Raw genomic sequence first — 23,685 nt, 5'->3', positions numbered from 1 at the left:
GAAGCTGGCTGCTACTGGGCGCAGCTTAATTCCGCGTAATCGAGGCGGTTCACGTCGACATGCGGCGTATAGCCTGTGCAGCCCTTGCGAAGTCCTGCAACCACGGAGGTAAAGACTGGCAAAACCATGCCGCCTTCTTCGGCGACAATGCGCTGTGCATCGCGGTAAAGCCTGTTTCGCTCTTCTTCATTTATGGTTTGACCAGCCCTGGCAACAAGCGCATCGAAGTCGGGACGTTTCCAATGCGTCTCATTCCATTCAGACTTGCTGCTGAGCGAAAGCGTCAGTGCTTCCGCAGGCGGGCGGGCCGCGGTATATGAGATGACAGCTGGTTTCTTGAGCCATACGGTGTCCCAGTAACCTTCTGCCGGTGACGTAATGACGTTGACTTTGATACCGGCGGGAGCCGCCATCTGGGCATAGACCTGCGCGAGCAGCATCATGCCGGGATAGGAATCGGACGTGTAAAGATCAAATTCGATACCGTCCGGATGGCCGGCCTCGGCAAGCAGGGTCTTCGCCCGGTCGATGTCGGACACTTTTGGTGGCGTCCCGAGACCGAGCGGTGAGGTCAGAGGTATCGGCGTATCCCCGCCAACCTCACCATAACCCAACAGGACAGTGTCGAGGATCGTTTTACGGTCCATTACGAGCTTCAATGCCTCCCGGACCTTGACGTCATCGAAAGGCGGCGTGTCGGTCCAGAGCGCCAGGTAAAGCGAAGTCGCACCTGGCGTCGATACAAGATCGACGGCAGGATTGTCCTTCAGCGTAATGAGGCTTGCCGGGTCGACCGTCAGTGACAGATCGACCGATCCTGACAAGAGGGCCGACAAACGGGATGTCGCTTCAAGACTGGTGGTTATCTCGATGCATTCGGATTTGGGCAGGCCCGACCTCCAATAGGCAGGGTTGCGCCGCATCACCCGGACAGGGCTGTTGACAGTAAAGGTCTCCTGCGTGAAGGGGCCAGTGCCATTGCCCCTGGTGCGCAAATCCTCGCTCTTTGCTCCCTCGGGCACCATCAGCGCATATTTGGTCGCGATCAGCGTCGGCAATTCGACCACAGGCTCGTTGAGCCTGAATTGGACAGTATGGTCGTCCAGGGCTGTGATCCCCTCCGCGTTAAGGAAGGCAAGGGTTGAAAATCCGCCGGGGGAAACAGCCGGATCGAGCAGCCGGCGATAGGAATAGACCACGTCCGCGGCATCAAAATCAGACCCGTCATGGAACTTTACGCCCTTTCGCAGACGGAATGTCCATTCGGTCGCATCGGCATTTGACTCCCATGATTCAGCCAGAACGGGCACGGGCGTCATGGTGTTGCTGCGGTCAACGAGAGGTTCATAAACAGCACGGATATGGTAGGCACTGTCGGTGCCGATCAAAGCCGCGGGATCCATGGTCTGCTTTTCACCGTCGGACTCGTAGCCGAGCACACGCACGCAGCTTTGTTGGGCGAAGGCAGTTGTAACGTTTAACGAACAGGCGCCAACGACAAGAGCGAGAGCTGTAGACTTCAGAAGGTGGTGTTTCATCTTCGTTCCCCTGATTTTTCCAGGATTTATGACTGGAGTATGAAAACGCCTTGGGGTCCTTGCAAACGATTAGAAATAACGTCTACATGAATAAAATTCATGTAGGTGAAAATGGTTCGGCGAACGTTACCTCCACTGTCTACGTTGAAAGCGTTTGAGGCTGCCGCGCGCCTGCGTAGTTTCAAGGAGGCAGCTGAGGAGTTGAACGTCACCCAGTCTGCTATCAGCCATCAGGTTGCATCGCTGGAGCGAAATCTCGGAACGTCACTATTCCGGCGGCTGCCGGGCCGGGTTGAATTGAGCAAAGCGGGCGAACTCTATTTTCCGGTCGTCCAGGACGCCCTGGACCGGATCGCACTCACAACCGATCTCATTCGGCAAAGCCATGCGCCAGCAGCGCTGACTGTGCAGGTCTATGTGACTGTAGCGGTTCGCTGGCTTATTCCAAGGCTCCAGAAATTCAAGGACGCCTCGCCTGAAATTGCCATCAGTCTCGATGCCAGCCTTCTGGATTGGGAGTTCAATGCCGATCGGGCCGATATAGGATTGATTTACACGCGCTCGCCGGACCGGCCGAATGTGAGCTATACGCTTTTGCGGCGGGAGCGGCTTGTGGCTGTGTGCTCAAGTGCAACCGCCAAGGCTATATCTTCACCTGCGGATATCAGGCAATTTCCGTTTCTGGCGGTGACCGGTACGGCCGAGGACTCATCCATTTGGGCCGCAAGCGTCGGGCTTCCCGGCCTTATCCAGAAATCCTCGCCTGTTTTTGACAGCAACCTTCTGGCGATCGAGGCCGCAGTAAACGGGCAAGGAGTGGTGGTGGTGCCTGAGTTTCTGGTCGAAGCGGACCTGGCTACTGGGACATTGGCGATACCGGTTCAATCCGATGTCATGCAACCCGGCGGCTGGTATCTCACCTATCTACAGCGCCGCGCCAATGAAAAGGCAATCCGAAAATTTCTTGACTGGATCCGGCAGCAGTAATGTGCATAGCCCGGCTGGCTGCGGTCAAATGGATCGCAGGCAACCGGGCCGAAACCGTCGATCTGACGTCAATCGTCCTTCGTCAAATAGCCTTTTAGAAACGTGGTGCCTGCAACAATGTCCGGCGTCATCGACCGGTCTGTGTCAAGGAACGGTACTTTCTCACGAAAGGCATCATGGAAGGCCATGGTAGATGAAGCCAGTTTACGCTCGGGGTGCTCCTTCAGCCGCAGGTCAGCGGCCTGCGCCGCATGGAGGAGCTCCATGGCGAAAATCGTGAAGCTGTTCTCAATCTGCTCACGCACGCGTTCGACAACGAACGGTGCATTGGTACCGACATCTTCCACCCCGCCTGCAATGGGCCGGGAATCAAAAGAGGTGGGCTGTGCGAGTGCGCGATTCTCCGTCGCTATCGCCATGAGCGGCGCTTCCACGACCAGGAACGCGTGATGGGTGTTCCCGGTGCCGAGATATCGCGCGAGTTTCGTGTGCGTAGGATTGTTCAGCTTCAGGACGCGCTCCGACGAAGCGGTGGTGTGGTGTGCAAGGACAATGCCGAGCTCTTCGAAAGCAATCACCCATGGTAGTGGCTCAAAGTTCGCGGTCGGGAGTACTGCGCCGCCTTCGACGTAGCCCCGGCGCGCCTGGGGGAACTCGGATTTGGGCAGAACGCCGACGGCGATGCCGGGATTGTCGTCCGACGAGTTGATCTGGATTTGCACGAGCGCCCTGGTCCTCGCCAGGCTGTCGGCCAAACTCCCTAGCACATAGGGTGCCGTACGGAAGCTTAGCGGGTCCTGGAGAATCCGCTTTTCGTCTTCCTGCCAGAGATAACTCCCGGCGAGAAGTCCACGAAGTTCGTTGGTCGCGCTGATGTAGCTTGGGAATGGCCGCAGATTGGCCACGTCCTCAAGAAGCGGCGAGACATTGCCGTTCAACCCCTCCAGGCTAAGGGCATAGACCAATTGCGAAGTGGCCAGCATCTGCTCGGCATCATGGACGGCCAGCGCCGCCAATCCCGCAGCATAGGCATTAGAGCTGAGTATCGCGAGGCCGTCCTTCCCGAACGGCTTCAAAGGTTCAATGCCTGCTGCCTTCAACGCTTCCAATGCAGGCATGCGCCGCCCTTGATAGTCGACTTCTCCTTCCCCAAGCATGGCTAACCCGATGTGGCTGAGTAGTGTCATATCCGCCTGGCCCACCGATCCGCGCGAAGGCATTATCGGGGTGATCCCCTTGTTCAGGAATGCGAGGAGGGTATCGGCCACGTGGGGCTGTACGCCCGGGCCGCCGGTCAGAATGTTATTGAGACGCACTGCCATTGTTGCCCGGACGACTACAACTTCGGTGTCGGGACCGACACCAACAGAATGGGCCCGCAAAAGGCCTTCGTTGAATTCGCGTGAGGCTTCCATCAGTTCCGGAGTAAGGTCGCCCTTCGCGTCGACCATCTTGCGGTCTTTGTTCCACCCGACACCGACGGTAAGGCCGTAGATTTCCTGCCCCTCCTTCGCTCCCTGGAGCAGTACAGCATATGCTCGCGCTACCTTGTCGCGGCTTTCGCGAGTAACAGTGACGACCTCACCTTTAGCCACGCGCACGATCATTTCAGGAGTGGCCTCCCGGCCGCTCAAGGTCACATCGGCCATCGCTGCTGTTCCGGTAAACAGAAGGCAAGCACCGAAGACACTGGCTAAGAAACTGTGTTTTAACATTTGACGTCTCCTTAAGAATTTCTGACGAGGAAACTATTGGGATTTTGAAACACCGTCGCAAATGATGAGATTTAACGTCTGCTTGAACGAATCTCATGTGGCCAGACGGTGAACGCGTGTCTGCACCCTGGGGCATTTGCTCACCTGGTGGTGAACCCCCGGAGCCGCGCACATCCCGGCCATGCCGCCGCAACGCGGCCATGCAGGGGCAGGAGCGAAGCGTCCCTTGCATGGGTGAGGCGGTGACACAGGGCTTGGCGAAGCGGCGTTTCGGGTGAACCCCTGGAGGGTGTCCGGGTGGGGTTCAGGGGGAGGGCGGAGCGCCTTCCCCCCTTCCAATTTCAACTGCCGAGCGCAGCGAGACAGCACAGACATGTAAACGTTTGTTCTCACAGATTTTTTGGCTAAAATGTTTCTAGGGCGGGATAGCTGTCGCGACTGAATTTTGCCAACTGGCGCCAACGGGAGAGATGCAGCACTTAAGCACCCACATCGATGATAGACTGGCCGAACGCTTTTCAGCGCTGGCTCGGGCGCATGGCGGAAAGTCGGCGTTGCTGCGTCACTTCGTGCGTTTGGCCGTCGATGGATCATCGCCGGAACAAACGCCGAGGTTGCCCGACCCCGCCGGGCGGACCGTGCATCTGTCGCTGCGGCTTTCGGCCAACGAGGTTGTGGCGGTCAGGAGGGCGGCGACCGCCCGGGGCATGAAGCCGGCGCAATGGCTTCGCGCGGTGGTGCGCGTGCGTCTCGGGGCCGGCACGCAGTACAGCGCGTCGGAGCTGCACGAACTGCGCGCCCTGACCAACCAGGTGCGCAGGATCGGCGTCAATCTCAATCAGCTTGTCCGCGCCGCCCATGAGGCCCGCCTGGAACATGCGCCCTTCGCCGTCGACAAAAAGGTTGTTGACACCGCGCGCGGCGAAGTCGAGCGGACGCTGACCGCGCTGCATCTGCTGGCGCGTGGCAATGTTCGCGTCTGGGAGGGGCAGGCCGATGGCAAATGACCCGAAGGTCCGCATGCTTTACGACGATTTTTACAAAGAGGTCGGTGTGGCCGCGGCCTGGACGCCGCCATCGCACATCAGGGTTTATCGCGATGCGCTTTTAAAGGGGCGGGCCAGGCCAAGGCCGCGCAACACGGCGGCGGACAAGGCAAGGCTCGCCCGCATCGCCAACAAGGCGCCGGAAGTCATGATCAAGATCAGCGGCCGCACACGCGATGGCGCGCATCTGAAAGCGCATATGGATTATATCACCCGCAACGGGAAGGTGGCCGTAGAGACCGATTACGGCGCCATGCAAGGCAAGGACGCCGTCAGGGATATCCATGCCGACTGGTCGGACGATGAAATCATCTACACGGGTCAGCACCAGGTCCGCAAGGCGCCGCCGTCGGTGAACATGGTGCTGTCCATGCCACCCGGCGTTGACCGGGACGCCTTCCGCAATGCGGTGCGCGATTTCGTCGACGCCGAACTGCGGCCGCGTGTCGATGTCATGCTGGCGTTTCACGACGACACGGAACACCCGCACGCGCATGTGACCGTGCGCGGTCGTCAGCACGACGGCAAAACCTTCAATCCGGGACCGCCGGTGCTTGCGCACTTTCGCGAGGTCTTTGCCGGCGCCTTGCGCCATCGCGGCATCGAGGCGGAAGCAACGCCGCGTTGTGCGCGCGGGCATACCATGAAGTCCGAGCGCTCGCATGCGCGCCATATGCGCGCGAAAGGGCTGATACCCCGCACCGAGAGCGCAGCCATCCGGGAGGCTTTCCGGGATCTTGAGCGCGCGAGGAACGGCGCCTCACATCCCGAAGACGAGGAGAAACTACGCCCATGGGTCAAGGCGGCGAGGGAGCGCCATGCGGGCGTCAAGGCGGTGTATACCGCCGCCGCACGCGAACTAGCTGCAAGCGCAAGCCCGGCCGATCGAAAGCTTGCCCAACAGGTCGAGCAGTTCGTTCGATCGATGCCGGCGCCCATGTTCGCGCACGATCTCTACAAGCAGGCGCTTGAGCGGCAACTTGCACAAAGAGCAAAGCCGCCGCCAACGGCCGTGAAGCAGCGGGACGGGCCGGAGCGGTGATGGCAGCGGTTTCCCGGACAGTAAGCTCTCGATGCTCGCGCCAACGTTTAACCTTGTTCTCGCCTTCCAGCATGCGGTCGACAACTCCGGCCGGGATTGGCGCTTCTTCGCTCGCCAAATTCGAGGCAAGCAGAAGTGTTCCGCGTATCCACTGCTGCAAATTCAGGAACTTCGACATCAAAAGACACGAACTTTCCGTTCTCAATCGGTAGTATGCCGCTGCCCACATCCCATCATGTATCTGACGTTCAAAGCGATGAACGAAGCGGCCATCATCAGTGACCGCTTCTCTAATCGGGCGTCCCTGTTGGCGCGCCCCAGACCTCTGCCGAGGTACTCGATCGTATATCCGAGACCCGTTCTGGGTTACGCCATCGGCAGTCGTCTGCGAACGATGGCCGCATGGAAATTGGCTCCGCGCAGCAGGCCATCGTCGTTGAAGTCATAGTTCGGATTGTGCAACGGGGCCGATTCCTTACCATTGCCGAGGAAGGCGAAACAGCCTGGAACATGCGCGAGGAATTGGGCGAAGTCTTCGGACGCTGTCATCGGTTCATTGGCGACTGCAACATCGTCGGGATTGAGAATGGTCCGTGCCGCAGTAAAGGCTTCTTCGACGAGCACTGGATCGTTCATCAGCGGCACGAATTCGCGGGTGTAGGTGACCTCCGCCGCGACGTTGTGCGCAAGTGCTGTGCCCTCGGCAATGATCCGCATCTGCTTTTCGATCGATGCGCTGACCTCGGGTCTGAAGCTTCTGGCATCGCCGAGGATATGGGCCAGCCCCGGAAGCGCGTTGCGCGTACCGTCGGTGACCAGCTCGGTGACAGAAACGACGCCGATGTCGGCAGGGCTGAGCCGCCGCGACACGATCGTCTGCAGATTGGTCACCAAGGCGCAAGCGGCGACCAGGACCTCATTGCCCTGGTGGGGTCGGGCAGCGTGCCCACCAAGACCCCTGAGTACGATCTCGAAATTGTCTTCCGCCGACATGAAAGGGCCGGAGCGAGTTTCGAACCTTCCAACCGCGAGACCTGGCATGTTGTGCAGGCCGTAAATTTCATCGAATGGGAATCGCTGCATCAAGCCATCGTCGAGCATGGCGAGCGCACCCTTGCCCCATTCCTCTGCGGGCTGGAAGATGAAGCGCACGATGCCGTCGAAGTTTCCCTCTTCAGCGAGAATCTTGGCGGCTCCAAGCAGCATCGTGGTGTGCCCATCATGACCGCAGGCATGCATCAGGCCGGGGTTCCGAGAGCGATAGGCATGTTCGCTCCGTTCAGTGATTCTCAGCGCGTCCATGTCCGCACGAAGCGCGATCGCTCGATTGCCCGAACCACGCTTGAGCATGCCGACGACACCTGTCCCACCGACGCATTCCGTCACATCATCGAGGCCGAATTCGCGAAGCTTGGCGGCCACGAATGCCGCCGTTCCGGTCTCCTCGAAGCCGAATTCGGGATGGGCGTGCAGATGATGACGCCAAGCCATCATCTCCTGGCGCAGAATGTTGAGATCGTTCGGCATTATGCCTCTCCAGTGAGCCGCTTCACGACATCGAGCAAAACGTTTGCACCGACGTCGATTGAACGGTGGTCATGCCTTTGCTCTCTCGAATGTGTTCGCGACAACAGACTCAGGCGTACGGCCTACGAGTTCTTCATATTTTTTCGGATCGGTCGCGCCTTCGGTGTTGATCAGGAAAACGCGCGAGGCTTGATCGAGACCAAGCGCGGCCTTCATTCCGGGATCGGACGCAACCTTGATCAGTCCTGCAAGACCGACACCGCCGCTTTCGCCGGCGACCATGGCCGGGTCGTTGTCCGCGGGATTGGCGAGCTTTCTCATTACCGCCACAGCGTCATCCTCATCGACCGTCATGAAAGCGTCGGTGACACGAGAGAGCACGCGCCACGCGACCAGGGACGGTTCGTAGCATTCCAGCATCGCCATCACCGTCGGCTCGCCATGATCGATCTTTATCAGATACCCGGCCTTGGCGCTCTCAACGATGCAGGCGGCTCGCGCTGGATCGACGACGACGAAGGTCGGCCGGTCCTCTCCCATAACGACCGCCAGGTGGCCGGAGATCGCAGCCGCAATTCCGCCTACACCTGACTGGACGAAGACATGGGACGGTGGTTCCTGCATCTCCCGTAACGCCTCGCGGACGATGGCCGTGTACCCCTGCATGACGAGACCCGGAATGCGCTCGTAACCTGGCCATGATGTATCCGAAACGATCGTCCAACCACGCCCGGTGGCAACACGCGCTGCTTCCCGCACGGAGTCGTCATAGGTACCGTCGACCCGGATCATATCAGCGCCGAACCGGGCGATGGCCGCGACCCGTTCGTCGCTGACGCCGGAATGCACGAAGATCGCCGCCTTAGCGCCGACAAGTTGGGCGCCCTGGGCCACTGAGCGACCGTGGTTTCCATCGGTTGCACAGGCGACAGTCATGGTCTTGGCGATGGCCCGGACTTCGGGGGATTGGAGTTCAAAGACATCCACGTTCCGGCCGAGACTGCGGCCCGCTTCCTCCAGAACCAGCCGAATGACGGCATAGGAGCCGCCGAGCGCCTTGAAGCTGCCGAGCCCAAGCCTTTGGCCTTCGTCCTTGATGTGGATCGCACCGACACCGATTTCCGTTGCCAGTGCCGGAAGACTGACGAGCGGTGTCTCGGCATGATTGTCCCGGAAGGTGAGGTAACGTTCGACCTCGACGGCTGCATCTACCCCAAGAGTATCGGCATCTCCCGCGATCAACGGTTTCTTGTAGTCGGATGTGGAGTTCACCAGGAACATGGTCGCCTCGTCTTTGATTACCGAACGATATTGCAAACCGGGCGAAATGTGCGCTGAATATGGGGCTCTCATTTGCAAGTTTGTTTCATTGGAGACCCGATTTTGAACAAACGCGTTCAATTGCCCCCGTTGGATGCCTTCGACAGGAAAATCCTCGACATTCTCCAGCAGGACAACACGACGCCACAGCGCGAGATCGGCGACGCCATCAACCTGTCGGCTCCGGCGGTGCAGCGCCGGATCAAACGGATGACCGAAGCCGGAGTAATCCAGGCCAATGTAGCAGTTCTTGACCCAGCCGCCGTCGGCCAGTCGATCACGATCTTCGTGGAGATCGAGGTGATCAGCGAAACGGCAGCACAGATCGAGGATGCCAAGCGGGAGTTCGCGGCTGCACCGGAAATCCAGCAGTGCTACTACGTCACCGGCGAGGCTGACTTCATCCTCGTCATTGTGGTTCCGAACATGGGTGATTACGAGGCCCTGACGAGGCGGCTGTTCTTCGGTAACAGCAACGTCAAGCGCTTCCGGACCTTTGTTGCGATGGACAGGGTCAAGGTTGGCCTGCACGTACCGCTGGGCGCATAGAGATCAAACTTGGGTGTCCGCATCTGGCCGATACTGTTCTCGAATGGGCCAAGGGCGGCGGCTCGGTTAAGAGCGTTGTCGACGTTAGGGTTAAACCGAAATTCCCGTTTTGTACTTCGAAAATCGCAGAATGTTTCGTCTGAAACCACACACTCGAAACCCCACTCGAAGCGGTTCACGCCCCCGAAACGCTCCATTTCACGAGCGAGGAATTGACACTATGTTGTATATACACTATACGGCCGTATGCAGATGAGTTCCAAAGATAAAGGCGTTAACGCCGACGTTGTTCGCGAGATAACCCGCGACTGTATGTTGACACGTACGCGTCGGATATCCCGTCTTGTCACTAACATCTATGATCAGGCACTTCGACGTCACGGTATAAATGCACCGCAGTTTTCGCTGCTGGTCCTCATCGCCAAGCTTGGGGCGGCCAGTCGTGCGGAGATCGGACGAGCGAATTATCAGGAGCGCTCAACCCTGACACGTAATTTGGCACTGTTCCTGGTGGAAGGCTGGATTGAGGAACAGGTAACCGAAGGCGGCGGACGGCGTCGACCGATCGTGATATCGCAGACGGGCAGAGAGTTACTGGGTACTGCGGCACCGACTTGGAGCGAAGCGCAAGTCAAGGCGAAGCAGTTGCTCGGCAAGGAAAATTTTGATGCAATAGTCGGCATCGCCGACAGCATCGCCCATGTCGAGTTTAGCGAGTAATGAGTTCTAATATGTTGTATATGCAATATATGGTGCAAGGTTCTCGCCCGGACTGCCCCCTGTGGGCGAGGCTGCTGACGACTACGCCAAGGCTGAAGCATTTGGATACTGAAGAACCCAAAGGCACGAATGAGAGATAGATATGGCAACGAACTCTAGCCAAGAAAGGCCAATTCTGGTCACAGGTGCGGCAGGCGACATCGGCGCCGTCGGCCGAAATCTCACCGCAAGCCTTCTCTCCAAAGGACACAAGGTACGCGCCTTGGTTCGGCGAGAGGACGAGCGAGCCGAAGCTCTGCGACGGCTTGGTGCCGAAGTCGTACAGGGCGACCTGACAGACCTCAGTTCGATGCATTGCGCGATCGAAGGTTGTTCGCGCATCTATTTCGGTATGTCTGTTTCCGCAGCATATCTGGAAGCTACCGTCAACACTGCAGCTGTGGCACGCCATCATGGCGTAGAAGCTTTCGTCAACATGTCACAGATGACCGTGACACAGATGAGCATCACCGAAACTACCGATAGTCCGCAACATAAGCTGCACTGGCTTGGCGAACAGGCCCTCGCATGGTCGGGGCTGCCAGTGGTGACTGTCCGCCCTACAGTGTTCCTGGAGGGGTTCTTTCTCCGCCTAGCTGCAGCGGGCGTGAAGGCAAATGACGAGTTGATGCTGCCGCTTGGTAATAGCAAAACTTCGCCTATCTCCGCCGTCGACGTTGCCGAGGCTGTTTCGGTCATCCTTGACAACCCCGCCCCGCATATCGGGAAGATCTACAATCTGACTGGTTTCGAGTCTGCGGATTTGGATCGCTATGCGCAGGTCTTCTCCGAGGCGCTGGGCCGGACGATTCGTTACCGTAACGTTCCGCTTGATGCTTGGGTCGAAAAACTTCGGGAACTTGGCGTGCCCGCGCATTTGATTAGCCACCTTGCGGTCATGGCAGATCTCCACGCGCAGGGTCGCTATGATCGTATGACCAATGACCTTTTCAAGCTCACAGGTAAGGCACCGACCAACGTGCTTGACTTCGTCAGACTTCATTCCGCTGACTTCACGTGAGCCCAAGCGGACCGAACGCAGCACGCCGGCCTGCTCCTTTGTCGCTCGGGAGCTATGAGCGGCGGCGGCCGCGCCTCGGCGTGCGCGCCGCCAACCATTCCTGCACGCGGCCAGTGTGGTCCTTGGGTGTCTTCGTCGATACGCGCCCCTTGATGCTTGCCAGTGTGTGAGCCGCCATCGCATCTCTTGCCCGCTGCTCGGCCTCGAGCATCAGAGCGTGGATGGAGCAGACGCCGTCCACGGCCCAGGCGGGCGTGCGGTCGCCGAAGCGCGCGCATTGAGCACGGATGCCCTTGCATTCGAACAGGGCTTTTCGTCCATCGACAGCTTCAACGACTTCAACAGCGGTGACGTCTGTCGCGGGGAGCGCAAGCGCAAAGCCGCCGCCGATTCCCTTGCGTGCGACGACGATGCCCGCCTTCTGAAGCTTGGTGAAAAGCTCGCAACGAATTCCACGGCGATCTCCTGTAGGCAGCCGGTCAAGGCGGCAGAATTGCTTCGCTTCCGCACTGCCCACACAGCACGCTTGTTCCCACCGCTTCCCAATCGTCCCCGCAGCCCAGCAATCGCCGCATGCATTTGGGGCAGCGCTTTTGTTCTGAATTCCGCGCGAAATCGTATTCGGGTCCCACATAGGCACAAATCATATGGTGGACGATAACATGCCGTTCCAGTTCGGTGGAATTGCAGGCGGGGCACCGTTCGGGAAAAGACCGGTCGTTCATCGTCGCTACCGTTTCAGTTGAGATTGAACAGCCTTATAAGTGCCCAAGCGATGCGATCGGTAAACTCCGAATAGTACATGTGAACATGCACGGTTGCGTTCAGCGGTGGTGGCAACACCCCGGGGTCAAATCGAATGCGGCCGATTTGTCCAGCTGACGGCTCGCGCAAGACCGAACTGCGCCGCGATTCGAGCTGGTCGGAGATCGGAAGAATCTCACTGATCGTACCTGGTAGCCGCGTGCGACCGTACACGACGACGACCGTTTGGCCCGGGCGTGGGTCGACCAGCCGAAAGTTGGGGATGTACCAATCGACGAACGTGTCGCCGTCAATAAAAATCTCCGCGATGGAGGAGCCGGCAACCACGGATTCGCCGGCGTGGCCTGTCCGTGCCGCAATGATGCCGCTTGCTGGCGACAGGATGCGCCCGTCGTCAAATTCCCTTTTGACTGCATCATATTGTCCGCGGATTTCCCGTCGAACTGCCTCAAGTCGTACGAGCTGAGCCGCGGCCTCGTCAGCCTCAGCTTCAAGCGCTAACAGACTTTGGACGGCCTCTGCGCGCTCCCGGTATACGTCGGTGCGATAGATCAGGCCAAAATCCTCCCCACTATTTGCTTTTTCCAAACGTTGGAGCGTGTCATCGGCCATACGGGATCGCGCCCGGGCGGCATCGATAGAATCACGTGCGACGCGCGCCTTGACCCGCAGTTCGGCCTCACTGCCGGTGACTTCCGCAAGTGCCCGCAGAAGGTCTGAGGAGGTTTGATCGACTTGGGGGGAACTCACCATGGCGATCGGCGTGCCCGCCTCAACTTTGGCACCAGGCTGTACCTCCATACGCTTGATCTGTACGAGATATGGCGAGGAAATCACCGAGAGTTGGGCGGTGACCACGCCTGGTCCATTGAGCAAGACGAGCGGGGCGCCAAAACGGATGACAAAGAACCCGAGTATCCCGAACACGAGGGCGGCATAAACGAACCGGACAATTCTTCCTGCCCCAGCACGGCGACTTTCGACCGGGTCGGGTACGTTGGGGTCTAGGCGATGAATCTCACGATTCATGGTGAAATCTCCCTCGGAGATGGATCCGCAAGCGCTCGTCGGACGCGCGGAGGTACGAAGTCATCTTGATGCGAGGCTGAAAACAGCAGTTCCGACGTGAAAGCCCAAAAGCGCACGCTCTTCATCAGTATGCCTTGGTAAATTGGGAAGATCGGAGCGACGAGCACGCTGAAAAGTCTCGGTCGCTGATTGAACAGAAGGCCGGTCAGCGCAAGATTGAACAAGCCCAGGATCATGAGAAGCAGGCTCACTCCCGCAAGGAATTGCGGTGTGTCCGGACCGAATACAAGGACGCAATAGGCCAGATAAAACGGCAGAGAAAGCGTCGGAACGACATCGAAGACAATAAAGTCCAGCCGTTGAAGCGTGTCGGCGAGCCCCTCTGATTTGAAGGGCCAGCACTCACGATACTGGATGAGTCGGACCCTCAGGGCATCGCGGTCCCATCGCAATCGCTGGCGGGCCAGGGCGATGAACGATTCAGGTGCCATCGTCGATGCCCACGCCTCTGGCACGAAACCAATCCGATGGCCGAACCGCCGCAATCGCAACGTGATTTCAAGATCCTCCCCCGGTCCTACGTCGAGCCCACCGCGATCGAAGAAGATGTCGCGTCGATAGAGCGAGCAGGCGCCAGAGCAACAGGAGATGGCACCGATCTGCGCGAGAAAGGATTTTCCAGCACTTATGGACATCAGGTATTCGAGCGCCTGCAATTCAGTCCAGATCGAAGCGCTCTCGTTCCTGACACCGATATTGCAGCTTACCGCCGCAAGGTGTGGATCGATAAACGCCGCGGACATTCGCTCGAGGGCGGTGCGAGAAAACACGGTGTCCGGATCAACGGTGAGGATAAGATCCCCACGTGCAAAACGTGCTGCGGCGTTCACGCCTGGGCTACGGCCACAGCGGCTGGGATTGTGAATGACAAGATCGATCAGCCCCTCGGCAAGCGCCTGCTCTGCTATGGCGGGTGTTTGATCAACTGAGCCATCGTTGATGACTATAATTTCGTACGGCGGTACAGACTGATTGCGAAGCGACGCAATTGTCTGACGAAGACCACCGGCACCGTTGAACGCGGGAATTGCGACACTGATGCGCAAGTCGGGCTTGGCTGCGCGTGGCTCACTCCTGCCGACTACCAGAACGGCGAGAGAGACGAGCGAAAAAGTGTAGCGGGGTATTTCAAAGATGAGGACAGAGAAAGCCAAGAGCACCCAATCGGAGTGCCATAAGAGAAGAAGGATCCCGTCCACGTTTCGCGCCCCCTTGCTCTCTTGTTCGAGATGTTGACGACATCGGTATTCGACGTGATCAAGAAACAAGCAATTGGCGGCAAAGTTGGGAAGTACGTTACAGTAAATATGACGTCGGATGCCTCACGTAGTAATGGTCGCTGATTCAAATGGAGCGATACTGCATGGACTGCACCTTCGATCTCGCCTCTTCCTTGCGATGGATGCGGGCGGCGCGAGTGTCATCGAACTGCATGTCGACTTCCGCGAGGTACATTGCCTCAACAATCGCGGCATCTGCAGGTCTCGCTCCCGTGGATGGGCGGGGTTGCTGGAACTTGAGGCAGATGTAGAGCGTTTTGCGGTGATACAACATCGCAGGAGGACATCATGAACGCTCAAGCCATGCCAACAAAGGACGAGATCGTGGCCCTTGAGAAATCCTATTGGGACGCGATGAAGTCGAAAGACGGCCGTCGCACTTCAGAACTCTCGGGGAAGACAGCCCTCGTCACCGGCGCACAGGGGGTTATGCGTATCGAGAAAGAGAAAATGGGGAAGATGACCGAGGAAGGAAATTGGAGCCTCGAATCCTATGTCCTCGAAGATGTCGAAGTGTCAACGCCTTCCTCCGACATTGCGCTTATTGCATACACAGTTCGGCAGAGCGTTACGATGGACGGCAAGTCGCAAAATCTGAGAGCAGCCGATAGTTCTGTTTGGATTCGCGGGTCACATGGATGGGAGTGTCACGCCCACAGCGAGACGTTTCTAAACTGATACAGCGGATTGGCTGCCAATAAACTCCCACCGGTGGAGGAAGCCTTGGCAGGAGTGACAAAACCCATTCCCTTTGAGCGAAAATTTCGGCAGACCGGGAAGCGGATCGGACGGGCGACATGAACGACGCAGCCGGAAATTTGCGCGACAGTTCAGGCGCGGCGGTACGGCCGCCGATCGCCTGGGCGATCGCCGGGCTCGCACTCGGTTGGCTTTTTCCGCTGCCGTTTGCCGGCGGCGGTGCCGGCCGGCTGGCTCGGCGACATCGTGTTCCTCGCCGGCCTGGCTCTGCTGATCTGGACTGCGGCGAGCGAAAATTATTAAAGAAATCCCGACACAGAGGAGTTCCCCCATGAGCGAAGACGCGTTCAACATGTCGCTGCGCAAGTTCCTGAAGGAAGTCGGCGTCACCTCTCAGCGCAAGATCGAGGAGATGGTGCGCGAAGAGCAGAACGGCGGCAGGAAGCTGAAGGTCCGCATGACGTTGACAGCGGAAGGCACCGGCCTCACCCACGTGGTGGACGGCGAGATCGAACTTCCATAAGCCCGGCGAAGCGATCAAGCGACTCGTCCGACGCGGCCGAGGCAAAGAGACGGCGTTTACAGCTGGCGCAGTTTGGGAGCTTTTTGAGCCAGATCGACCCGGTAGAAAACGGCTCATTCGGGTACAGCCAATGCGCCCAGCTGTCGAGGTGGGCTCGATTCGAGGGTTATCGATCCAAATGAGCTGGCCCGTCCTACGCAAACCTATTGAGATAGGGCCGCTGATGGGATCATCAGTGGATGCACGCGGCCGCTTGTCGCCGATACTATTGAAAAAGTCCAACGGGCCGCCAGATTTCGAAAGCCGCAAGCTTGCTAGCCATTTCGAGAACTCCATTGTGGGAAAAGATGGCCCGCTTTGGAATGGTTCCGAAGGAGCGCTAGCAAATGCCCAACCTCATTGCCGTTTGCTGATTATCGTTAACCGCCGAGGAGTGTGGTTCACGAAGTGTATTTCTGCCATGCGCGCCGATTGTGGACATTTCCCATTCGGATTGAACGCAAGCGATAATAGGCAACTTGCCTCAACCCTTATCTGCGACGTAGAGAAATCGCGACAGCTTACCTCCACCGGCAAGATCGGCGGTCATGGCCAGAAAGGTCTGCCGCTTTGCGAACCATTCGGCTCCTTCTTCTTCTTGCAATGCTTTCGATCGAGCGTGTCTCGTCGCGTGCAGGCGGTTTGCTATGTCAGCCGTGGCATGGGTCGTATCCTCGCATTTTCGCAATCGGAAGCCCGCATTGACAATGGCGGCCTCATTTAACCCGGGTGGGACGAAAACAAACTCGCCTTGAGAGGCACGAACGTCCAGTTCTTGCTTAGATACCGCACCAGTCAAGACGGCAGCGTCCGTGAACAGCAGGCGACCACCTGGCTTAAGGAGCCGGAACCAGTCGGCAAGCAGCGCAAATCGATCTTTGAGGTGAAGCACCGCATCGATGCAGGCCACCACGTCAAAGGTATTCCCATTGAAAGGCAGCGGCTGACTGCAGTCAGCGATTACAAACTCAACGCCAACGTCCAGGCCCATTGCAAGGGCTCGATGTCTGGCCTCCGTGATGCCTTCGGGCTCAATATCCACCCCTGTGAGGCGGCAACCAGCCGAGAGAACGACTGCCAGCGATGGTCCCCCGGATCCGCACGCGATGTCGAGGAGGTGGGAGTCCGGCCGCTCGGCGACGAGTGCAGTGATCTTGTCCTGCTCTTCAAGCGTTCGCCAGCCCACCTGCCCGATATCCTCACCGTAAACCTCTTGCCTGATCTCGGCGGCGAGTGGGCTTCCGAACCGAGCGTATTGCGCACGGTAGAAAGCGTATCGGGAACCTTCTTCGGTCTGCAGCTTCTCTTTCATACCTTGGTGCTCCAGTGGACCACCCGCTCAAAACATCATAGGCCTTCGTTCAAGATTTGACGATCTGGTGGGTTTGCTATCCCGCTCTTGCGGTCGATCTGCTGCGCTACGAGCGCTTGCAGCCGCCACAGATTGCGGTCTCGAATGCCTTTTGCCTCGAGGTGCGTCACAGTGTTGAGTAGATATTCTGCCCCTGAACCCACGTGACCACATGCTTGAGCCAACACATCCGCTACAACTTCGAGAGAGAGATTTCCTGCGTAGAGCGGTGAAGCGCGGTTCATGACAAAGCCCAAGGCTGGGATTGAGCCAGAGGTCGTCTCGACCGTGATCCAGCGCGGCATGCTGTTAGCAGGTTTGTACTTGAACTCGCGCCGAAACAGTTTCCCGAATTGCCCTTCCAGGTCATTCTTCGGTAGCTCGTACAGGATACCCCGGCACTGCCCTCCGCGGTCGAGAGCCATCATAAGGCCAGGCTGTTCGGGCGTCCCCCGGAAGCGGGTCATTCGAAAGCAAAAAGAACGATGCCAACCTCGAGCAACGCCTATTTGTTCGTCGACATGTTCGATCTCCGGTTTCCATATCAATGAACCATACGCGAAGAGGAGAGTTGGTGAACCCGGAGTGGGATGGGTCTTGATGATCCGCTTCACCCAATCGTCATAGTCCGCATCGTTGTGAAGCTCCACACCCGGTTCTATGCCACTGTCTTCGATCGCGCGATGGACCCGTGCGACGAGGGCCGGGGTCAAGCTAAGTGATCTTGGTCTGCCCTGCATGGTTGAAGCCTCCGCACGGTACGAAAGATCGCCGATTGAACACTTGAAAGCAAGGATCGGCGCGCCATCCGAGCCATTCCTGTGGACCCGATATGGCATGACCGTGTCCGTATCCATTCATCGAAATGAGCCCCGATGACATGAAGGAGCTTAGCATCGGTAACGGTTACCTCGTTGAAATCTATAACGAAAGCGGCTCGACGCAGGCCATTGTCTATCCGACGCCGGCGGCGCGAAAGGGCGAGACATTCATGTTGTTTGGGTACCCGACGGGCGCAGTCGGCAATGTGATCAACGCCGGGACCAACGAATTGGTGCTTCCCAACTACAAGCAGACTTGGGCCAACATCCGGAAAATTTCGGATGCCCCGGACAACGTGAAGTATCGGTCGTTCAAGTCGAACCAATATTCGACAACGTGACGCGGCTCAGTGCATGCCCGCTTCAGCGGGCATGCCCCATGCTGGCGGCATCATCGGTGCTGCCAGACTTTGAATGCCGAGACAATCAGGATGACCCCCAGTGCCGGAAGAAGCACGCCTTCTGGAACGATACCAGCAATTGACCGCCGATGAATGTTCCGACGACGGAACCAGCCGCCATGATCAATACGAACGTTTTGTTTCGCCCGAGAACCGTGAAGCTTTGATCTCGGCTGTAGCGGGCAAACCCCACGATCATTGTCGGCAAACTCACGGCTAGAGACAGGCTGCCAGCCAACTTGATGTCTGCACCGAGCAGCAGCACAAGCGTCGGGATGAGGAGTTCTCCGCCGGCAACACCTAAAAGGGCTGCGACGACCCCGATGCAAAATCCCGCGATTAAGCCGACGACTACGAGCACCATGCCTGTCAGAGCAGGGCCCTCCGCCGAACCCGTTCCATGGTCAAGTACGAGGATGACCGCAATCGCCACCAGCAACAGGGCGATAACCCTGTAGAGCGTGGCGGATTTCAAACGCGTGGCCCATCCTGCGCCGAACCATGCGCCCAACAGACTTCCCGCCAAAAGGTTGAGGATTATCGGCCATTGGGCGGCAACCTCGGCAAGCGGGATCGCTGCCGTCCGGAAGGGAAGGGCTGTGGCGACAACGACGAGGCTCGTGGCCTTGTTCACGACAACAGCTTCCAGTGCGCCAAATCGAAATAGTCCAATCAGGAGGGGCAAACGGAATTCTGCACCGCCAAGTCCGATTAGACCACCGAGAAATGCCGACCATCGACCCGGCACCAAAAATCGCAGGTTTGTTCTCGCGCACATGACCTCCTGATGGCTTCTCCAGATGTCTCTCTTGCATTGCCGCCTGTGTAGGGCAAGTTAGAGCGTCATTTTTTGAACGGAACTTCAAAGTCATACGAAGATTGACATCGCAAGAACACATCTGTAAATCCCGATATATGGAAAAAGACAAGACCATTGAAGCGTTTTCGGCTCTAGCGCAGCCAACGCGCATGGACGCCTTCAAGCTCATCGTGATGCACGAACCGGACGGCATCGCCGCTGGCGAGGTGTCGCGCGTCCTGGACGTTCCTCAGAACACCATGTCCACCCATCTCGCGATCCTGACGCGGGCGGGGTTGATCTCCTCGGAACGACAGAGCCGCTCGATCATTTACAGGGCCAACTTCGAGAACCTGCGCGAAGCTATCAATTTCCTCTTGAAAGATTGCTGCGCGGGCCATCCCGACATTTGCGCGCCGTTGCTTGCCGACATCGTCCCATGCTGCCCGCCCAAGGAGAAGTTCAATGCATGATCGCATCTACAATGTTCTCTTTCTCTGCACCGGAAACTCTGCACGATCGATCCTGGCAGAATCGATTTTGAACACGGAGGGCAAAGGGCGCTTTCGCGCGTACTCTGCTGGCAGTCAGCCGAAGGGGGAGGTCAACCCGTTTGCGTTGAAGGTCCTCGATGCTCTCGGTTATCCAACGGAAGGTTTCCGTTCGAAAAGCTGGGACGAATTTGCCGAACCCGGCGCGCCGGAAATGGATTTCATCTTCACGGTCTGCGACAGCGCAGCGGGGGAGGCGTGCCCGATTTGGCCCGGGCATCCGTTGACCGCTCATTGGGGCATCGAAGATCCTGCCGTCGTCGAAGGCAAGGACATCGAAAAGGAAAGGGCTTTTTCGCTGGCCGCCCGCTACATGAAGAACAGGATCATGGCGTTCCTCAATCTGCGGCACGACTCCATCGATCGGCTGTGGCTGACAACAAAGCTGCAAGCCATCGGCCGGCGTGAGGGGCTGGAAGCTGAAGAGATCAGTCCGATCGACGATGAATTTGACGCGACTTTGCGTTCGGCATCTCTTCCGACGGAAGATTTGGGCCAATCCAACGGAAAGTTCTTTCGTTTCTCCGACCGAGAAGGCAATCGTGTCGGATATGGCGGTATCGAATTCTACGGCAAGGATGCTCTGCTGCGCTCGATCGCGGTGCCTCCCGAAACGCAAAAGCACGGTCACGGCAGCGCGATCACACGACTGTTGCTCCGGTATGCCGACATTCAGGGCGCGGAAACTGGGTATGTCCTGACGACTGATGCGGCTCCGTTTTTCGGCAAACTCGGCTTCAATCCGATTGAACGAACCGCTGTACCCGCCGCGATCTTGGCAACGCCGCAGGCCTCGACCCTATGCCCTGCGACAGCGTCCGTCCTGACGCGTTCCGTTTCAATTTAAGGAAAGCCATGCCCGACCTGTCCCGCCGCCTCACGGCAGAAGCGCTCGGCACGGCGATGCTCGTTGCTACCGTCGTCGGTTCCGGGATCATGGCTGACCGGCTGACCAACGATGTGGCGCTGTCGCTCCTCGGGAACACGATCCCAACTGGCGCGATCCTGGTGGTGCTGATCACCATTCTGGGACCGATCTCGGGCGCACACTTCAATCCGGCAGTGACTATGGTCTTCGCGCTCCGGCGCGAGATCGAAGCGAAGGCGGCGCTCCTCTACATCATTGCGCAGATCGCGGGGGGCATTTTAGGATCGCTCACAGCCCACGCGATGTTCGAGCTTCCCATCATCGAGATTTCGGCGACGGTGCGCACCGGGACGGGGCAGTGGATTGCAGAGGCCGTGGCGGCCTTTGGTCTCGTGTTTACCATTCTTGCCGGCCTTCGGTTCCGGCCAGATGCAATTCCCTGGCTGGTCGGACTCTATATCACCGCCGCCTACTGGTTTACCGCTTCGACATCGTTTGCCAATCCGGCCGTCGCGATCGCGCGAGCACTGTCGAACACCTTCGCAGGCATCCGGCCCGTCGATTTACCCGGCTTTATCATTGCAGAATTCCTCGGCGCACTGCTCGCGATGGGACTAGCCAGTTGGATGCTGGCTGACCAGAACCTTACGCCCCAAGCGCTCAACAAACTGAAAGGTGCTGAATGACCATGAACGTCACCATCTACCACAATCCGTCTTGCGGCACTTCACGCAACACGCTGGCTCTCATCCGCAACGCGGGTATCGAACCGACCGTCATCGAATATCTGAAGTCACCCCCGAGCCGTCAGGAACTCAAACACTTGATCCGCAGCGCAGGACTGACAGTCCGCGAGGCCATCCGCGAGAAGGGAACGCCATTCGCTGAGCTCGGTCTCGATGACATGTCGTTGACCGACGAGCAACTGCTCGACGCCATGGAAGCCCATCCGATCCTGATCAATCGTCCTTTTGTCGTCACGGAGAAAGGTGTGCGTCTCAGTCGGCCGTCCGAACTGGTCCTCGACATTCTGCCGACACCTCAACAAGGCGCGTTCACAAAGGAAGATGGCGAGGTCGTAATCGACTCTGAAGGAAAGCGTGTTGTCTGATCTGCCGAATACTGTCCCTGATGCGCTGCGGGTGCCTGATGCTTCCAGGCTCTCCAGTCCGCATTCGGTGCATCGTCCACGCATCCTCCTGCTCTACGGTTCTTTGCGCAAAGTGTCCTACAGCCGTCTGCTCACGCAGGAAGCGGCGCGGCTGCTGGAGCACTTCGGTGCGGAGACCCGCATCTACGATCCCGCCGGGCTCCCGCTTCCGGACGGCGCGCCGACCGATCACCGGAAGGTACAGGAACTCCGGGAGCTGTCGCTCTGGTCGGAAGGCCAGGTGTGGACCAGCCCCGAGCGACACGGTGCCATGTCCGGGGTTATGAAGTCGCAGATCGACTGGATACCGTTGGCGATGGGAGCAATCAGGCCCACCCAGGGGCGCACGCTTGCCGTCATGCAGGTCTCGGGAGGCTCCCAATCGTTCAACGCGGTTAACCAGATGCGCGTGCTGGGACGCTGGATGCGCATGATCACCATTCCCAACCAGTCGTCAGTGGCAAAGGCCTATCAGGAATTCGACGAGCACGGTCGCATGAAACCGTCCGCCTACTATGACCGCGTCGTCGACGTGGTGGAAGAATTGGTCAAGTTCACGCTACTGACGCGCGATGTCTCGGGGTATCTCACCGACCGCTACAGCGAGCGGAAGGAGAGCGCAGCTGAACTGGAGAAACGTGTCAATCTGAAGAATGCCGTTTGAGAGGTGCCGGATGCAGCGCAGCTACCCAATCGACACCCATGGATTCTCGCCTTTTGATAAGATTTCGCGAGGGGATCAGCGTCCTGGTCAGTTTCGGCGCGAGCCGTTGCCCGCATAACCAAAGCAAGCCTGAACCCGGGTGTCGACCTACTTTGCTTGAGCGTCTGACTCAGTGGCTTTTTGGTACTCCTCGACCGCGTCCGTTGCTGATTTAAGCAGCTTTGGATCCCAGAGAGGTTCTTGATCCCGGACGGCCTGCCGACGGCCGTTGCGTTTGATTTCAACTACAAATGATTTCGTAGGCTTCATTGAGAACTCTGGATTGACGAAAACGTTGGGGCAGGAGAAACCATATGTCATCTCTGACTTCATATAGATTTATTTTTTTGGAAAACACCACAGCCATAATGGGGCCACTATTCGTAAAAAAAGCTCTGGAGCAAGTGACTCAGGCCTTCGACACGGGCTAGGCTGGAATATCGAATACAAAGCTATGAGGAGATTTTTGGTCCAATCGACAGGCCTCGATGATTGCTGACTTCAGCATTTCCCGGCTGGCTTCTTCTAAACGCAAGGCGGGGGGCGTCCTGAAAGTGTTGTACCTAATTTATAGAAACAGTAACAACATGATCTTTCTTGATTATGGGGGTGGGCTGTCAGCGGCGGAGAATAAAGGAGGTACCACCAGATGAGAAGGCGCGACTTTATTAGCACTGGCATCGGAGCAATAGCTATTGCTCTGACTTCTGAGCAGGCCAACGCCGCAAGGCGTTCGGTGATGACGATCTACAAGGACCCGAACTGCGGGTGCTGCAACCTTTGGGCAAAGGCCATGGAAAACGCCGGGTTCACGGTCGAGCGAGTGAACACGGATGATCTGCCTGGCATCAAGAAGCGTTTCGGCGTGCCGTCAGAGGTTGAAGGCTGTCACACCGCCACCGTCGATGGCTATTTCCTCGACGGGCACGTGCCCCTGGAAGCGGTGAGAAAACTACTGGATGAAAAGCCCGATCTTGCCGGGTTGGCGGTACCCGGCATGCCTGAGGGCTCGCTCGGGATGGGCAGCGACCCCAATGCCAGTTACGATGTCTTTGCAGTCGGTAAGGGCCCCGATCAGAAAACGTCAATCTATTACGAGGTCAGACCCAGGAGCTGAGTTAGCAGCGGCAGCGATGGCTGAG

Annotated in this window: 25 protein-coding genes and 3 pseudogenes; 16 read left to right on the top strand and 12 right to left on the bottom strand. The window is 58.1% G+C overall.

All coding sequences use genetic code 11. The features are described 5' to 3' along the window. Positions 1 to 11: 11 nt before the first annotated feature. Positions 12 to 1,538: an ABC transporter substrate-binding protein gene (locus CU102_RS03485; protein ID WP_106709582.1), complete on the bottom strand. Its 1,527-nt coding sequence runs from the start codon at positions 1,536 to 1,538 to the stop codon at positions 12 to 14. Between the two features lie 111 nt (positions 1,539 to 1,649). Between CU102_RS03485 and CU102_RS03480 the strand changes: the two genes are divergently transcribed. Then, on the top strand, positions 1,650 to 2,525 hold the full coding sequence (locus CU102_RS03480) for a LysR substrate-binding domain-containing protein (RefSeq protein ID WP_106709581.1): 876 nt from the start codon (positions 1,650 to 1,652) through the stop codon (positions 2,523 to 2,525). 68 nt (positions 2,526 to 2,593) lie between these two features. Here the strand turns inward: CU102_RS03480 and CU102_RS03475 are convergent, their stop codons facing one another. Next, positions 2,594 to 4,240 (bottom strand): HAL/PAL/TAL family ammonia-lyase, encoded by a 1,647-nt coding sequence (locus tag CU102_RS03475; RefSeq protein WP_106709580.1) that lies wholly within the window; start codon positions 4,238 to 4,240, stop codon positions 2,594 to 2,596. Positions 4,241 to 4,710: 470 nt separating this feature from the next. Here CU102_RS03475 and CU102_RS03470 point away from each other — a divergent pair, with 470 nt between their 5' ends. Both CU102_RS03470 and CU102_RS03465 read left to right on the top strand, forming a co-directional pair. After that, entirely contained in the window at positions 4,711 to 5,247 is a 537-nt protein-coding gene (locus tag CU102_RS03470) for a plasmid mobilization protein (protein WP_106709579.1), read from the top strand. After that, positions 5,237 to 6,328, top strand: coding sequence for a relaxase/mobilization nuclease domain-containing protein (locus CU102_RS03465; RefSeq protein ID WP_106709578.1), 1,092 nt, complete (start codon positions 5,237 to 5,239; stop codon positions 6,326 to 6,328). Before CU102_RS03470 ends, CU102_RS03465 begins: the two co-directional genes overlap by 11 nt. Positions 6,329 to 6,694: 366 nt before the next feature. Here the strand turns inward: CU102_RS03465 and CU102_RS03460 are convergent, their stop codons facing one another. Together CU102_RS03460 and CU102_RS03455 are read right to left on the bottom strand one after the other, a co-directional pair. Then, positions 6,695 to 7,855, bottom strand: coding sequence for a M20 aminoacylase family protein (locus CU102_RS03460; protein WP_106709577.1), 1,161 nt, complete (start codon positions 7,853 to 7,855; stop codon positions 6,695 to 6,697). 69 nt (positions 7,856 to 7,924) lie between these two features. Then, positions 7,925 to 9,136, bottom strand: coding sequence for a diaminopropionate ammonia-lyase (locus CU102_RS03455; protein WP_106709935.1), 1,212 nt, complete (start codon positions 9,134 to 9,136; stop codon positions 7,925 to 7,927). Positions 9,137 to 9,238: 102 nt separating this feature from the next. On the opposite strand from CU102_RS03455, the gene CU102_RS03450 reads away from it, so the two are divergent. The 3 genes from CU102_RS03450 (at position 9,239) to CU102_RS03440 (ending at position 11,504) form a co-directional block, all read left to right on the top strand. Continuing rightward, positions 9,239 to 9,724: an Lrp/AsnC family transcriptional regulator gene (locus CU102_RS03450; protein WP_106709576.1), complete on the top strand. Its 486-nt coding sequence runs from the start codon at positions 9,239 to 9,241 to the stop codon at positions 9,722 to 9,724. A gap of 252 nt (positions 9,725 to 9,976) precedes the next feature. Beyond that, positions 9,977 to 10,444, top strand: a complete 468-nt coding sequence (locus CU102_RS03445; RefSeq protein WP_106709934.1) for a MarR family winged helix-turn-helix transcriptional regulator — start codon at positions 9,977 to 9,979, stop codon at positions 10,442 to 10,444. 142 nt (positions 10,445 to 10,586) lie between these two features. After that, positions 10,587 to 11,504, top strand: a complete 918-nt coding sequence (locus CU102_RS03440) for an NmrA family NAD(P)-binding protein (protein WP_106709575.1) — start codon at positions 10,587 to 10,589, stop codon at positions 11,502 to 11,504. Between the two features lie 52 nt (positions 11,505 to 11,556). Here CU102_RS03440 and CU102_RS03435 read toward each other — a convergent pair whose 3' ends face one another. The 5 genes from CU102_RS03435 to CU102_RS03420 form a co-directional block, all read right to left on the bottom strand. Then, positions 11,557 to 12,021: an Rrf2 family transcriptional regulator gene (locus CU102_RS03435; protein WP_245425151.1), complete on the bottom strand. Its 465-nt coding sequence runs from the start codon at positions 12,019 to 12,021 to the stop codon at positions 11,557 to 11,559. Continuing rightward, the gene (locus tag CU102_RS31065) at positions 11,984 to 12,229 is read right to left on the bottom strand and encodes a TackOD1 domain-containing metal-binding protein (RefSeq protein WP_166648365.1); all 246 of its coding nucleotides are present in this window, start codon (positions 12,227 to 12,229) and stop codon (positions 11,984 to 11,986) included. Before CU102_RS31065 ends, CU102_RS03435 begins: the two co-directional genes overlap by 38 nt. Before the next feature lie 13 nt (positions 12,230 to 12,242). Beyond that, positions 12,243 to 13,298 carry an HlyD family secretion protein gene (locus tag CU102_RS03430; RefSeq protein WP_106709574.1) on the bottom strand — a complete coding sequence of 352 codons (1,056 nt, stop codon included), beginning with the start codon at positions 13,296 to 13,298 and terminating at the stop codon, positions 12,243 to 12,245. Then, a complete protein-coding gene (locus tag CU102_RS03425) occupies positions 13,295 to 14,557 on the bottom strand; it encodes a glycosyltransferase family 2 protein (protein ID WP_106709932.1) in 1,263 nt (420 codons plus the stop codon). Before CU102_RS03425 ends, CU102_RS03430 begins: the two co-directional genes overlap by 4 nt. Before the next feature lie 145 nt (positions 14,558 to 14,702). Beyond that, a complete protein-coding gene (locus tag CU102_RS03420; RefSeq protein WP_106709573.1) occupies positions 14,703 to 14,912 on the bottom strand; it encodes a hypothetical protein in 210 nt (69 codons plus the stop codon). Between the two features lie 14 nt (positions 14,913 to 14,926). On the opposite strand from CU102_RS03420, the gene CU102_RS03415 reads away from it, so the two are divergent. Continuing rightward, positions 14,927 to 15,316 (top strand): nuclear transport factor 2 family protein, encoded by a 390-nt coding sequence (locus CU102_RS03415; protein ID WP_106709572.1) that lies wholly within the window; start codon positions 14,927 to 14,929, stop codon positions 15,314 to 15,316. Between the two features lie 352 nt (positions 15,317 to 15,668). Next, positions 15,669 to 15,860, top strand: a complete 192-nt coding sequence (locus tag CU102_RS03405; RefSeq protein WP_106709571.1) for a DUF6494 family protein — start codon at positions 15,669 to 15,671, stop codon at positions 15,858 to 15,860. A gap of 523 nt (positions 15,861 to 16,383) precedes the next feature. Here the strand turns inward: CU102_RS03405 and CU102_RS03400 are convergent. Both CU102_RS03400 and CU102_RS03395 read right to left on the bottom strand, forming a co-directional pair. Beyond that, positions 16,384 to 17,211 carry a class I SAM-dependent methyltransferase gene (locus tag CU102_RS03400; protein ID WP_106709570.1) on the bottom strand — a complete coding sequence of 276 codons (828 nt, stop codon included), beginning with the start codon at positions 17,209 to 17,211 and terminating at the stop codon, positions 16,384 to 16,386. Between the two features lie 35 nt (positions 17,212 to 17,246). Further along, positions 17,247 to 17,990, bottom strand: a complete 744-nt coding sequence (locus CU102_RS03395) for a gamma-glutamylcyclotransferase (protein WP_106709931.1) — start codon at positions 17,988 to 17,990, stop codon at positions 17,247 to 17,249. Between the two features lie 107 nt (positions 17,991 to 18,097). On the opposite strand from CU102_RS03395, the pseudogene CU102_RS03390 reads away from it, so the two are divergent. After that, positions 18,098 to 18,412 (top strand): annotated as a pseudogene (locus CU102_RS03390) (molybdopterin dinucleotide binding domain-containing protein); the annotation flags it as partial. A gap of 50 nt (positions 18,413 to 18,462) precedes the next feature. Here CU102_RS03390 and CU102_RS03385 read toward each other — a convergent pair. Next, positions 18,463 to 19,209, bottom strand: a pseudogene (locus CU102_RS03385) (sulfite exporter TauE/SafE family protein). A gap of 178 nt (positions 19,210 to 19,387) precedes the next feature. Between CU102_RS03385 and CU102_RS03380 the strand changes: the two are divergent. The 7 genes and pseudogenes from CU102_RS03380 to CU102_RS03350 all read left to right on the top strand — a co-directional run bounded on the left by CU102_RS03380 (position 19,388) and on the right by CU102_RS03350 (position 23,660). Further along, positions 19,388 to 19,744 (top strand): ArsR/SmtB family transcription factor, encoded by a 357-nt coding sequence (locus CU102_RS03380; protein WP_106709569.1) that lies wholly within the window; start codon positions 19,388 to 19,390, stop codon positions 19,742 to 19,744. Further along, positions 19,737 to 20,249, top strand: a pseudogene (locus CU102_RS30230) (arsenate reductase ArsC); the annotation flags it as partial. The gene CU102_RS03380 and the pseudogene CU102_RS30230, both read left to right, overlap by 8 nt. After that, positions 20,235 to 20,669 (top strand): arsenic resistance N-acetyltransferase ArsN2, encoded by a 435-nt coding sequence (arsN2, locus tag CU102_RS30225; protein ID WP_425351516.1) that lies wholly within the window; start codon positions 20,235 to 20,237, stop codon positions 20,667 to 20,669. The pseudogene CU102_RS30230 and the gene arsN2, both read left to right, overlap by 15 nt. An 8-nt stretch (positions 20,670 to 20,677) precedes the next feature. Beyond that, positions 20,678 to 21,376, top strand: a complete 699-nt coding sequence (locus CU102_RS03370) for an aquaporin (RefSeq protein ID WP_106709567.1) — start codon at positions 20,678 to 20,680, stop codon at positions 21,374 to 21,376. Then, positions 21,373 to 21,801 (top strand): arsenate reductase (glutaredoxin), encoded by a 429-nt coding sequence (gene arsC, locus CU102_RS03365; RefSeq protein ID WP_208113807.1) that lies wholly within the window; start codon positions 21,373 to 21,375, stop codon positions 21,799 to 21,801. Before CU102_RS03370 ends, arsC begins: the two co-directional genes overlap by 4 nt. Then, complete coding sequence (gene arsH / locus CU102_RS03360; protein WP_425351511.1) at positions 21,791 to 22,504, top strand: arsenical resistance protein ArsH; 714 nt, start codon at positions 21,791 to 21,793, stop codon at positions 22,502 to 22,504. The genes arsC and arsH overlap by 11 nt, the downstream gene beginning before the upstream one ends. Positions 22,505 to 23,192: 688 nt before the next feature. Then, on the top strand, positions 23,193 to 23,660 hold the full coding sequence (locus tag CU102_RS03350) for a DUF411 domain-containing protein (protein WP_106709564.1): 468 nt from the start codon (positions 23,193 to 23,195) through the stop codon (positions 23,658 to 23,660). The last annotated feature ends 25 nt before the right edge of the window (positions 23,661 to 23,685 follow it).

Source organism: Phyllobacterium brassicacearum (assembly GCF_003010955.1).
Taxonomy (GTDB): domain Bacteria; phylum Pseudomonadota; class Alphaproteobacteria; order Rhizobiales; family Rhizobiaceae; genus Phyllobacterium; species Phyllobacterium brassicacearum.
This window is presented reverse-complemented; position numbering and strand designations above follow the sequence as displayed.